The organism is Oceanirhabdus sp. W0125-5 (assembly GCF_027938815.1).
Lineage (GTDB): Bacteria > Bacillota > Clostridia > Clostridiales > Clostridiaceae > Oceanirhabdus.
This window is the reverse complement of record NZ_CP115913.1, coordinates 4,398,513-4,410,976: the sequence shown is the minus strand read 5'-3', so window position 1 is coordinate 4,410,976 and position 12,464 is coordinate 4,398,513. Positions and strand designations below refer to the sequence as shown.

Annotated in this window: 12 protein-coding genes; 10 read left to right on the top strand and 2 right to left on the bottom strand. The window is 27.9% G+C overall.

What is annotated here, in order from left to right; genetic code table 11:
* Positions 1-273: 273 nt before the first annotated feature.
* The 6 genes from OW730_RS20595 (at position 274) to OW730_RS20570 (ending at position 4,757) form a co-directional block, all read left to right on the top strand.
* Entirely contained in the window at positions 274-780 is a 507-nt protein-coding gene (locus OW730_RS20595; protein ID WP_271225929.1) for an HIT family protein, read from the top strand.
* 15 nt (positions 781-795) lie between these two features.
* Positions 796-984, top strand: a complete 189-nt coding sequence (locus OW730_RS20590; RefSeq protein ID WP_271225928.1) for a hypothetical protein — start codon at positions 796-798, stop codon at positions 982-984.
* Positions 985-1,470: 486 nt separating this feature from the next.
* Positions 1,471-2,055, top strand: a complete 585-nt coding sequence (locus tag OW730_RS20585) for a GNAT family N-acetyltransferase (protein WP_271225927.1) — start codon at positions 1,471-1,473, stop codon at positions 2,053-2,055.
* 428 nt (positions 2,056-2,483) lie between these two features.
* Complete coding sequence (locus tag OW730_RS20580) at positions 2,484-2,906, top strand: polysaccharide biosynthesis C-terminal domain-containing protein (RefSeq protein ID WP_271225926.1); 423 nt, start codon at positions 2,484-2,486, stop codon at positions 2,904-2,906.
* A 350-nt stretch (positions 2,907-3,256) separates the two neighbouring features.
* Entirely contained in the window at positions 3,257-3,553 is a 297-nt protein-coding gene (locus OW730_RS20575; RefSeq protein WP_271225925.1) for a hypothetical protein, read from the top strand.
* A gap of 745 nt (positions 3,554-4,298) precedes the next feature.
* Positions 4,299-4,757, top strand: coding sequence for a GNAT family N-acetyltransferase (locus OW730_RS20570; protein WP_271225924.1), 459 nt, complete (start codon positions 4,299-4,301; stop codon positions 4,755-4,757).
* A 355-nt stretch (positions 4,758-5,112) separates the two neighbouring features.
* Here OW730_RS20570 and OW730_RS20565 read toward each other — a convergent pair whose 3' ends face one another.
* A complete protein-coding gene (locus OW730_RS20565; RefSeq protein WP_271225923.1) occupies positions 5,113-5,961 on the bottom strand; it encodes an MBL fold metallo-hydrolase in 849 nt (282 codons plus the stop codon).
* 314 nt (positions 5,962-6,275) lie between these two features.
* Here OW730_RS20565 and OW730_RS20560 point away from each other — a divergent pair, with 314 nt between their 5' ends.
* Together OW730_RS20560 and OW730_RS20555 are read left to right on the top strand one after the other, a co-directional pair.
* The gene (locus tag OW730_RS20560) at positions 6,276-7,196 is read left to right on the top strand and encodes a hypothetical protein (protein ID WP_271225922.1); all 921 of its coding nucleotides are present in this window, start codon (positions 6,276-6,278) and stop codon (positions 7,194-7,196) included.
* A 584-nt stretch (positions 7,197-7,780) separates the two neighbouring features.
* Positions 7,781-8,641, top strand: coding sequence for a replication initiation protein (locus tag OW730_RS20555; protein ID WP_271225921.1), 861 nt, complete (start codon positions 7,781-7,783; stop codon positions 8,639-8,641).
* A gap of 121 nt (positions 8,642-8,762) precedes the next feature.
* Here the strand turns inward: OW730_RS20555 and OW730_RS20550 are convergent, their stop codons facing one another.
* Positions 8,763-10,073: a leucine-rich repeat domain-containing protein gene (locus tag OW730_RS20550; protein ID WP_271225920.1), complete on the bottom strand. Its 1,311-nt coding sequence runs from the start codon at positions 10,071-10,073 to the stop codon at positions 8,763-8,765.
* A 435-nt stretch (positions 10,074-10,508) separates the two neighbouring features.
* Here OW730_RS20550 and mraY point away from each other — a divergent pair, with 435 nt between their 5' ends.
* Entirely contained in the window at positions 10,509-11,474 is a 966-nt protein-coding gene (mraY, locus tag OW730_RS20545; protein WP_271225919.1) for a phospho-N-acetylmuramoyl-pentapeptide-transferase, read from the top strand.
* Positions 11,475-11,667: 193 nt separating this feature from the next.
* On the top strand, positions 11,668-12,330 hold the full coding sequence (locus OW730_RS20540) for an L-2-amino-thiazoline-4-carboxylic acid hydrolase (RefSeq protein WP_271225918.1): 663 nt from the start codon (positions 11,668-11,670) through the stop codon (positions 12,328-12,330).
* The last annotated feature ends 134 nt before the right edge of the window (positions 12,331-12,464 follow it).

The following is a 12,464-nucleotide window of genomic DNA, read 5'->3' as shown; positions in this document are numbered from 1 at the left end:
TAAGTTTTGAATCCCCATAAGGCTGCTACGCGGCTTCGTTCAACAATTGTTTCGGAAATTGAGCACCTAATTTATTCTCTGGTCCTAGCATCTTGATAAAGTATGCTAGTTTTGTTATTGCTCAACTTCCGAATACAATACTACTCGTTTTATGATTCAAAGAATGTATAGTATAAGTTGCAGGATATAGTAAAAAAATGCGTATCACTGCAATATGAAATAATAATTTTTGATAATGTAAGTATGAAATTATTTAAAGAGGAGGGGTTAAAATTGTACGTTAAGCAATTGTCAGAAAATGAAAAAAGAGAACTGAAGCAAAGAGGCAAAAGGATAAAAGAATTGCAAGAAAAGGGGATATGCTTCGGATGTTATAACTTTAGCACAGGAGATATATTCCCTGATGAGGGCTTGATTTTTTACGAGGATGAAAAGGTAAGGTGTCAATTTGAAAAATACCCAAGAGCAACTGGACAGACAATTATTGTGTCAAAGGAACATTATGAAGACATTTCTGAAATGCCTCTTGAATTAGGGGTACATATATTAAAAATATCAAATGCAATAATTAAACTTCATAAAGAAATTATAGATGCAGAAAAAGTATATATGTGCACAATATGTGACGGTAAAAGAAATCATTTGCATTTTCAACTTTTCCCTCGATTAAAAGGAGAGCCGATAGGTTATAGAAATTTTGTCAGAGAAGAAGGAATTATTATGGATTATCATGAAACAGTAGAACTTTATAAGCAGAAAATAAAAGAAATTATACAATAAAGATTCCTCTATGAGATGGGAGTACTAAGGGAGATGACCCCTGATGATTATAAGGTTGGAGAAAAGGTAAATCATATATCCTTTGGGCTTGGTGAGATATCATATCTTGATAAGAAAGAGATTGAGATAGTATTTCAGAATAATATTAAGAGGAAGTTTGATGTGATGGTGCTGTTGAGGAATGATATGATTACTAAAAAATAAAACAAATGTAGAATTGATAATGGAGAATGGAGAATGATGGACATTTCTCTACGAGAAATTTTAATCTTATAAAAGAAAAGTGATGCAAGAGTGAACTAGAGCTGCACCAGTACAAAATACGTACACTGCGCTGCTCGTTCGCCTTGTTCCTTGACCTTGAACATATTCAACCTTCTGAAATTCTAAAGGTTATGAGTGAATTAAGAAAAAGTATAGAATTAAAAACTAAATATTGATAAGAGTATTCAAATAGGATGCTCTTTTTTTGTAATAATTTTAAGTGTATTTATGGTAATATGGTACAAGTAACTGAGGCACAAAAGCGTTGTAAGATGAACTAACTGGATTGGAAATGGCGCAATGTTAGTTCAGAAAAATGTTTGAGGTTACTGTACTATTATAAATAATGATATCATTTAAACAGCGTTTGGGTTAGATAACTTCAAATAAGGGGAAAATATAGTTGGTTATATAGGGGGAAGAATTATGAATACGGTAAAAGAAATGAGAATTGAAACAAAAAGGCTAATAATTAGACCATATATAGAAGAAGATTTAGAAGAATGCTTTAAATTAATGCAAAACAAAGAGCTATTTAAATACTTAGATATGGATGTTATGTCTTATGATGGTTATAAAGGTTTATTTCAATGGTTAATTGATTGTTATGAAGTAGGCTTTAATGAAGATTTTAAATATTCCTTCAACATTACGTTAAAGGATACTGGTACTCATATTGGATGGTGTGGTATAGGGGGAGTTGAGTTTGACCACAAGAAGAAGGAAATTTATTATTTAATAGGAAGAGAATATTGGGGAAAAGGTTATGCTAAAGAAGCATCTTCGGCATTGCTTGATTATGGATTCAATGTTATGGGATTGAAGGAAATTGTAGGTCTTTGCAAACCCGAAAATATTGCTTCTAAAAAAGTTCTTGAAAATTTAGGATTAATATATAGGTATATGGTACAAGGACTTTCAGAAGAATTTGATTTTTATAATGGAGAACCTTATTATTCCCTGACAAAAGAGGAATACTTACAAAAAAAATCATTGATTCATGAAAAATAGAAGTATGTAACCTTCATGATGCCTATATGAGTTGGAATTTTTTTCTATTTAATATACTAAAAGAGAAGTTAAATCATAAATATTTGGACTAGGAGAAATATCATATCTTGATAAAAAATTGAGAATTAGTATTAAAGATTAAACATTACAAGAGCATTCAAAATAGGATGCTCTTTATTTTGATTAGAAACGAGGTTTAAATCTAATTTTACAGTTTTGTCTTTGATTTGTAATAATTGTAAAGTATATTTATGGTAAAATGGTACAAGTGATTGAGGTACAAAATATTTGTATTTTGTCTTATATATATAGAAAAAAATACGAAGTAACTTCGAAATTTTTAAAGGTATACACAATATAATTCAAGTATTTTAGTTCAAATAAGAAATTATAAAAATATATTTTAGAAATAGAATGGAGGTATTAAGATGACTCAAAAAGGATTTACAATTAAGAAACTATTAGTTTATGAGGAATCATTTAATGGAGAAAAGGAGAGTATCTGTAGAATGATAAATCAAAAAGGAGAGCTAGCAGTACTATCAACTCAAGAAATAAATTTTATAGCTTATGTTGACTATCCACAAAAGGGGGAGCCTAGAGGTAATCATTATCATAAGAATAAAATGGAATATCTTTATTTATGTAAAGGAAAGATAAGGGGCTATTTTAGAGATTATAAAGAAGCAAACAATAACGTAGAGACAGTTGATATAGAAGCAGGAAGTCTCATACTTATTTATCCTGGATGTACACATAAATTTGAAGTAATTGAAGAAGGACATGCAATAGAATTCTCTCCTACTAAAATTGAACTATTAAAAGGTGATAATATTAAAGATTTTATTTAGAAAATAGAGAAGAGAAATAGATAAGCAAGAAAGAATAATGAGGGAGTTTAAGAAAATTATGAAACAACAAAGAAATTAATAAATAGTACTTATATTAAAACAAGTCTATTAATTTAACGTATATCTAAGTATGATATTAGTTTGCATAAGATGTAGTTTTTGAATAGTATATAATTCACTTTATATTAATGAACTAAAGTGAATTATATAAAATATATATAAATTTACAGAAAGGTAAAAATGTGTTGTTAATTTATTGGAAATTATCGACATATAGTAGCAAATTATAATAAGAAAATAAGATATAATATTTACTATAAAAGTAAATATATTTAAAAGGGGATTTTAAAATGAAAAAAATTAAAAAAATGATTGTTGGTACAGTTTTATCAGTATTGGCGATTGGTACATTTGTAACTAGTGCTTCAGCGCTACCATTATGTTATTATTGTAATAATGGAGGTATTTATGATACAGATACTACAACTTCCACGCAATCACATCCTGACAAGTGTACTGAACATGAGAATTGTATGATAACTGAATGGTATGAAAATGTGTATGTAGTTATTAAATGCACAAATTGTGGATCTCATACTGAGAAAAGTTTTAACTGGATTAAAGATACACACAGTAATCCAAATTAATTAAAAAGGTAGCGACAGATAATGTTGCTACCTTTTATTGTGCGCGCAGAATGGATACTTACTGCTAATTTTCAAATTATACCCAATACAATTGAGACATCTTGGATTTTGATTCATATTAATTTTATAATTTTACTCAAGAATCCTTTTGTATTAGTTTAAGATTTTGCTAAAGCTTTACTCAGTATACAATATGAGTACTATACCTATACATAAGTTGCTCATGTACACGTACACTGCGCTGCTCGTTCGCCTTGTTCCTTGACCTTGAACATTTTAAAACTACTCAAATTCTAAAGTTGTAAGATTAAATAACAAAAAGTATAAAGTTAAAATTAGACATTATAAGAGCATTCAAATAGGATGCTCTTTATTGTGACTGTAAACGTGGGTAAACTCGATTTAAGGGCTGATTTTTAGTTATTAGAATATTGTTACAAAATGTATAGTAAACAATTTTTGGATATGTGGGTTTATTTCACAGTTTTTTCATATAGGCAATTTATATATTGAATAATAGTACTTGTGTGTCGGAATAGTTAATATAAATTCGTAGAGTTGTTAAAGTTTAATTTGACAGCCTTGTTATTGTTTTGTAATAACTTTTAAGGTTATTTATGGTAAACTTGTACAAGTAACTGAGGGACAAAATATTTGTTATGTGTCGCAAATAAAATATAATAGTTACAACGTGACAGTAGAAAAGTGCGTACTGAAGATTATAATTATAAGGTGGTGCAAAAACATGAAAGTAAGAAAAGCGGTTAAAGAGGATATTGATCTCCTCATAAAGATTCGTATGGAATACCTGTTTGCAGAAAAAGGTGTGTCTTCTTCGGAAGAAGTGCAAGATATTAGAATGAAGTTAGAAGAATATTTTACTCAACACCTTAACAAGGGATTTATTGCAATAATTGCCGAGAATGAAAATGAAGTATTAGCAACTGCATTTATGTCAATCGTGGAAAGACCTCCGTTAATAGCGTTTTCATCATATCTTGTCGGTACGGTATACAATGTTTTTACATACCCTCAATATAGAGGAAAAGGCATTGCAACTAAAGTTATGACTGAACTTTTATCGGAAGCAAAGCTATTAGGCGTTGCCGCAGTTGATTTAATGGCGACTGAAAAAGGGAAATCATTATATCAAAATCTTGGATTTCGAGTATCAAATTATACATCAATGAATAAGTTTCTCTAACTCCCTCAAAATAAGCATAATCAGAAGTTATATTAATTTACAATAATTCTTATATTACAAAATAATAGACAAGTAATATGTAATTAATTACGTCATAAAAAAAAGTATTGAGCCTTAATACTATATTCAATATAATTAAATGATATAATCAACTAGAATAACCGAAGAAAAACACATTCATTTTTCACCAGAATTTTCTGGTTACTAAGTAAGTGGATGTGTTTTTTGTTTTGAATCTATTAAACAATCATTATGAGATGACATTCAAAAATTACCCTGTCACTTGATGAAGGGACAGAGTAACTTCGAGTAAAGAAATAACTAATTGCTGCACTATTTAACTTAGACTTAATTTTTATACATCAATAACCATTCCATCATATGCAAATCTTAAGAAATCATATTGTTTTTCCAGTTCTAGATAGTCATCATATGACTTACCCCAGTCTTCCTCTATGTGCGTAATAATGACACGTTTTATTTGCATATCTTTTACGATATTTAAGACATCTTCAAAACTATGTAGTACATTGTGGATAGGGTGATTATCAGTTATTGTTTTCCCGTTCTTTAATGCATTTCCAATAAATGTATGACCTATAATTAACAAGTCAGCATTTTTAATTTTCTGATCCTCTGGGAATGGAACACAGTCACAAGGTGCATATACAACTTTTTTTCCTTGTGACTCAAAAACGAAAACAGATGTAGCCTTAACCTTTGGCACAGCAATTAATGTAATGCTTATATCATCTAATTTCATAGAATTCTCCACAATAGAACGATTGATTAGCCCCATGTGTTCGTAGTAATCAAGTATAGGACCAAATTTACTTCTTATTCCATTAATATCATCCATGACACCTTTTTCAGCAAAAACATTTATTGGATTTTTAGGTCTAATCTTATCATAGTAATCAAGCCATTCAAGTCGTAGTTGTTCCATTATTCTCATTCCAAGTGTATGGTCAGGGTCCCAATGACTATACATGATATTATTTACTTCTTTAAGGTTTACATTATTTATAGCAATAGCTATATCTTCAGGAGTATCAATTAAGAGTGCAATATCTTCTAAATACAAACTACAACCACACCTTTTGTATGGAAATCCCTTTTCTCTTGCTTCTACACATATATTGCATTGACATAATGGTTTAGGGGTACAGGTACAACCACCTGAACCTGTAATAATAAATCTCATAATTTCTATCCTTTCTATTTATACAAATATCTATTTCTTAATCTGAGTATAGCACATTTGGAACTGTTTTATTATCATCATTTTGGATTCATGAGACTTCTGTTCTCTGGTTTTGATCTCTATTATTAAGATTTTTGTGTCTTTGGTTTGAGTTATATTCATCATAATATCCTGTTATAAAGAGATAAAAATTGCTCAACTTTAGTTATGTATTGTTTATGAGGTTTTTTGAGCAAGAATATTATGTTACTATTAAACAACTGCAGAAGAAAAAGGTTAGAGATAGATACTAGATATATTGAGGAGGTTATATGATGGCTATAAGTAAAAGAAATTTTGAGTGTGAAAGAGACTTTGAAAGGGTTAACAGATTCCTAAGTGATACATATATCTTGAATCAGAGAGTTTATAATTGGGATAATGGTCGTTGGTCTTTTAATAGATTTTGTATCCATAATAATGAAGAAGCTACAGGCAATAGGTTGTGGGAAAGTGGCGTTCAGATATGGGAAGATGATGGTGTGATAGTAGGTGTTTGTCATTATGAGGAACCAGGTGATTATTTCTTACAAATCCATCCTAAATATAGAGAAATTGAAGAAGAAATGCTTACTTGGGCTATGAAAAATTGTAGAGAATTATACCCAGATATAGAAATCATAAATGTTTCATCGAACTTTGATGATGAAAAGCGTAAGTCTTTACTGTTAAAATATAATGGAATAAAAGATGAGTTTGTTGATGATCACAGGAAGTTAACCATCAGTAAAAAATTCGAATTACCCAACATTCCTGAAGGATATAAGATAATAAATATTGATACTTCAAATATGGATATGTGTAAAAAAGTAGCTGAACTATACACAAGGATTTGGCCAACCAGTATTTATATGCCAAATGGTGAAACTGTGATGAGTTTCGTTAACTCACCAGCTTTTAACAGTGAGTTGTCTTTTCTTGTAGTAAATGAAAAGGATGAGTATGTGGCTTTTTATGTCTTATGGAGTGACAGCTACAATAAGCACGCCCACCTTTATCCTTTTAGCATAGATCCTAAATATAGAGGAAGTGTGATTCCTAAAGTTATTCTGGGAGTGGGCATTCATACACTTTATAATCGGGGGTTTGAAAGTTTAACATTAAGTGCCTGGTATAGTGAGGAAGAAGAGGTTGTGTTTGAAAGCTTTGGGTTTGAGAATACTGGATATGGTGAGACCTATAAGTTGAAGTTATAGTTTAGGATTTTATTACCTGAACCGTATCATAATTGTGTAGAATTTAACGATATAAATAGAGATAATATCCCAGAGCTAGTTATTAGGAATAGGATTTATGGAATTGGGTATGAGTATATTTATTATCAATGGCAAAATGATAAATATAATCAGGTGTTTTTTGAGTTTGAGTCTGCTAGAGGCTATGATAAAATAGTGGGTCTTTTAAATTCAATAAACAGACTACCGACCAATAAACCCGTTTTCTATAGTAATGATAGTTCACAACTTATGAAATCCTAAAGGGTAATGTAGAGTTGAGAATACAAGAAATTAAATATTTTATTTAAAATGGTAGTAACAGGTAATGGTGTTGCTACCATTAATTTTTAATAAAGATTTACCTAATGTGACCGATGATTTAATTGGGGATATACTGAAGAAAAGTGTAAATGTAATGGAACAAAACTAATGAGAAAAAATCTTCAATAAATTTGGTTTAGTTTTATAAGCTATTTTTTTGATTGGCTTAGTAAAAAGTAGGAATTTATATATTGTGACTATGATTAATATAGTCACAATATATATTAAAATGAGGTGTAATCGTGGGAAAAAAAGATAAACATATATCAATAGAAGTGGATGATTTAATTAATATAAGACATCATTTAACTGTAAAACAAAACGTTTTACTTGATATGATTTTATGTCAAATCAAAGATGATAATAAGTATCGTTATGAATTAAATATTAATAAATATAAACAATTATACAGAGAAGATTTATCAAATTTTTACATAGATTTAAAGAAAACAGTTGAAGAATTAAAAAATAAGGGGTTTAGTTTAATTAACAGTGAAAATAAAACAGAAGTATTTTTTGAATGGTTTGCAAGTATTATATTTTCGGATAATGACAGTAAAATAACTGTTGAATTAGGACAAACAATGAAGGAATTGCTTCTTGAAATAAAAAAGGATATCTTTTATAAGGTAGAATACCCCATATTAAATTTTCGAAGTATTTATAGCAATCGTTTATATGATTATTTATTACCTTTTTGTGATACAAAGTACCATATCAATAAGTTTGATGATTTGATTAATATATTACAATGCCCTAAATCTTATCAAAGTTTTGGAATGTTTAAGAAACACATATTAAAACAAGCACAAAAAGAAATTAATAATTTAACTGATATATATTTTGAATTTATAGAAATTAAAACTGGAAGAAAAGTAACTTCTGTCAAATTCATTATTAATTCTAACGAAACTACAAAGTCTACTAAGTACTCTGCTCAAGAAATGTTAAATGTAACTCAAAGCAACGTATCAATCAAAGAAGAGAATGATAAAAATAATAATACAGAATTTAAAGATTTCATACATAAGTCTTATGATGATTACGATAATGAAATAGTATTAACGGAAATGGAACGAAATTTACTTGGTTGGGACAACTAGCTAATTACAAAATACATTAGTAGTGACCGTTGAATCTGTTTGTTAAGTTCATTGATTCCATCAATATAATAAAAGCCTATATCTTTAATTATTTAGTTAATTAAGATATAGGTTTTTAAATTTAATCAATTTTATTATGTCTTAATTCAAAATCTTTACCCTTTAAATTATTATAATAAGATTTAGTTGCAGAATAATCTGTTATAGGATTACATTTTAAATATAACTCCTCTAACCAGGTTATATTTCTTAAAGGTGATATATCTTTTATTTGATTGTTGAATAAGTTTAGATAAGTCAAATTAGTTAAGTTACTTAAAGGAGATATATCTGTTATATGATTATTATCTAAATGTAGCTTATGTACAGAGGTTAATTTACTTAATGGTGATATATTTGTTATTTGATTTCTACTTAAATCTAACTTATCATAAACGGTAAAATTATTTAAAGGTGATATATCTGCTATTTGATTATTTGATAAACCTAAGTAATATAAGTTAGTAAAATTACTTAAAGGAGATATATCGATAATTTTATTATCGTTTAAGCCTAACTCATATATTTTGGTTAAATCTTTTAAAGGACATATATCCCTTATTTTATTATTTTTTAAGCCTAACATACGTAAGTTAATTAAATTTTTCAAAGGCGATATATCTGCTATTTGGTTATTGTTTAGATATAAGTTGGTCAAATTAGTTAAATCTTTCAAAGGAGATATATCCATTACTTTATTATCGAACAAGGCTAACCCTGTCAAATTGGTTAAATTACTTAAGGGGGATATGTCTGTTATATGATTATTGTCTATGCTTAAGTAACTAGATAAACTAGTTAAATTACTTAAAGACGACATATCTGTTATTTGATTTCTACTTATATGTAACTCATTTAAAGAGGTTAAATTACTTAAAGGAGATATATCTGCTATTAGATTATTGCATAAGGCTAAGTAAGATAAATTAGTTAATTTACTTAAAGGAGATGTATCTGTTATTTGATTGTTGGATAAGTTTAAATAAGATAACTTAGTTAAATCACTCAAAGGAGATATGTCTGTTATTTTATTAAGACCTAAACCTAATGAAGTTAAATTTGTTAAATTTTCTATTCCTGAAATGTTTTTTATCTTAGAATAATGCAATGACAATCTTCTTATTTTCCTAACATCACTTTTAAAGATATCTCCTCTAGGTTTTTGGATATGTTTACGTATTGCTTTTTCTAAGGAACTGTCTTCAAATTTAACTATATCATCTTTGAATACAGTTTTTGAAGTTTCGGCTATTGGATTTATCACATATATTGTAAATAGTATAATTAAGATTGTTATTAATACTTTAACCTGTTTCATTGTTTCTGCACCCATTTCTATTGTTATAATATTTGATCTGAATTTATTGTTTGTAAATATTTTCGTGATATTCATTTATCACTCCTTTTATGAATGTAGATACCTATATTCATAAAAGGAGTGATTTTTAGTTATTATAAGATAGTTAATATAAATTCGTGTAGTTGCTAGAATTTAATTTAACAGCTTTGTTATTATTTTGTAATAAATTTCAAGGATATTTATGGTAAAATTGGACAAGTGACTGAAATATAAAATATTTGAATCATCAAGTAAAGTATAGAGAAATAAAGTTTGAAAGGAAAAAATTAATAATCCAAAATCATTATAGGAGGGCTATCAATGAAAGAGTTTTAAGTCTTAATGGTTATATTGAAAAATATATTTGTTATACATAATAAAGAAAAATTAGATTATGAGTTACGTTGATTATATGTAGCCAACGTAAAATGATAGCAAAATAATTCGGTGTATGGATAAATACACTAGATATTTAAAGGAGAGTTTATAGTGAATTTTATAATTTTTACGTTTTTATTTACTTTTGTTATTACTTTTTTTGTTTCAAAACTATTTATACCATTATTTAAGAACTTGAAATTAGGTCAAAATATTAGTGATGATGCTCCAAAGAGTCATAGAAAGAAAGCAGGGGTTCCAACCTTTGGTGGTGTAGTATTTATAATAAGCATAACAATTGTAATATTTACATTACATGGAATAATACAGGGTGAGGGGTTGGTAGCATTCTATGCATTGATAGTCTTTGGAATAATAGGATTAATAGATGATGTATTAAGTAAAGTTTGTTTTAAAAATGAGGGATTAAAAAGAAAGCAAAAAATGGCATTATTAGCTATAGCAGCAAGTTTTTTTGCTATTTATGCTTACATCACACCTTCGATTGGAACATATATATATATACCATATGTAAATAAAGCAATTAATTTAAAATTATTATATATACCCTTTTTAATATTTTATTATACTGGTACAACTAATGCTGTTAATTTAACTGATGGAATTGATGGATTATGTACTACAATAACTATTCTAGTATTTTTGTTTTTCGGTTCTTATAGTTATATAACTGGTCATCATTCCTTAGCGCTTTTTTGTGCAGCTATGATAGGTTGTTTATTAGCATTTTTAATATTTAATTTTTATCCAGCTAAAATTATTATGGGAGATACTGGTTCCTTGGCATTAGGAGGGGCTATTGCAACAGTGGTCATGCTGTTAAAGGTTGAATTACTTTTAATACTAGTGGGAATTATTTATGTTATTGAGACACTTTCAGTTATCATACAAGAAAATAGTTGTAAGCATTTCAAAAGGAAGGTATTCAAAATGGCACCAATTCACCACTCTTTTGAATTATCAGGATGGCATGAGGCTAAAATAGTTGTTGTTTTTGCTATAATAACAATTATTGCCGAAATCACCGCAATTTTATTACTAATAAACATAAAATAAATTTAGATATAAATATTTGATAAATTTTATTTCCCATATACGTATTAATTTTACAGGTAAAGAAATGATAAGCTACTGGTTATCTATTAATATTATACAGTGGAGTATACTTAATAGAAGCTAGATTTTAGTTTTAATTTTTAATTCATCTGAAGTTTTAATTTTATAAAAAAGAGTTAAATGGGGGGTTATTTTGAGGTTTATTAAAATTATATATAATTTAACGATGATTCGTTCTAAAAAGTTTTTAATTAAGAAGTATGATAAAGAATTTTGGAATAGTTTTAAAAGTATATCAAAGAAGAATTTAGATGAAATTTTACCTAAAATAGTTGACATAGGGGATAGCATATTTTCATTTAATTATAAATTTGGACCTTGTTATGTTGCATGGTTTAAAGCATTTTCTGAACTTGGTATTAATGTAGAAGAAAGAAATAATAATATATGGAGTATGAATGAAAAAATGGTTACTACTATTCCAAAACCATTTTTACGAATAACTGGCAAATCATATTTAAATGGATTTCGTAAAAAGGCTGAAGAGCATGTTAAACGGCAAAATGCAGGTGAATTACATCCTTATGATTGGAAAGTTAGATATAGAGAAATAAGTAGCAATACATTTGAACTTGATATTACTGAGTGTGCTTTAAAAAGAATGGCTAATGATTTTGGTGCACTTGAGTTGCTACCATCAATATGTCGTATGGATTACTTATTCTCATCTTTAATGGGCAATGGATTTGAACGCACAAAAACATTAGGTGATGGTGACGATTGTTGTAATTGTCGTTATCATATTATTGGTAATTGTGAATGGTCGCCTGAGAAAGGATTTATAGATAGAAAGTAGATATTCTATATTAATAAATAAGTAAAAAAAGAGCATCAATTTAGGATGCTCTTGCTATATTTCTAGGGTATTTTCTATAAACAAGTTTAATTTTACTTGAAATGAAAATTAAGTTACTACATATCTTAATATAG

Excerpts from the sequence above, each read along its gene's own strand:
- OW730_RS20550 (WP_271225920.1), bottom strand. The coding sequence starts at position 10,073 with ATGAATATCACGAAAATATTTACAAACAATAAATTCAGATCAAATATT.
- OW730_RS20570 (WP_271225924.1), top strand. The coding sequence starts at position 4,299 with ATGAAAGTAAGAAAAGCGGTTAAAGAGGATATTGATCTCCTCATAAAG.
- OW730_RS20590 (WP_271225928.1), top strand. The coding sequence starts at position 796 with ATGGGAGTACTAAGGGAGATGACCCCTGATGATTATAAGGTTGGAGAA.
- OW730_RS20580 (WP_271225926.1), top strand. The coding sequence starts at position 2,484 with ATGACTCAAAAAGGATTTACAATTAAGAAACTATTAGTTTATGAGGAA.
- OW730_RS20585 (WP_271225927.1), top strand. The coding sequence starts at position 1,471 with ATGAATACGGTAAAAGAAATGAGAATTGAAACAAAAAGGCTAATAATT.
- OW730_RS20565 (WP_271225923.1), bottom strand. The coding sequence starts at position 5,961 with ATGAGATTTATTATTACAGGTTCAGGTGGTTGTACCTGTACCCCTAAA.
- OW730_RS20560 (WP_271225922.1), top strand. The coding sequence starts at position 6,276 with ATGGCTATAAGTAAAAGAAATTTTGAGTGTGAAAGAGACTTTGAAAGG.
- OW730_RS20575 (WP_271225925.1), top strand. The coding sequence starts at position 3,257 with ATGAAAAAAATTAAAAAAATGATTGTTGGTACAGTTTTATCAGTATTG.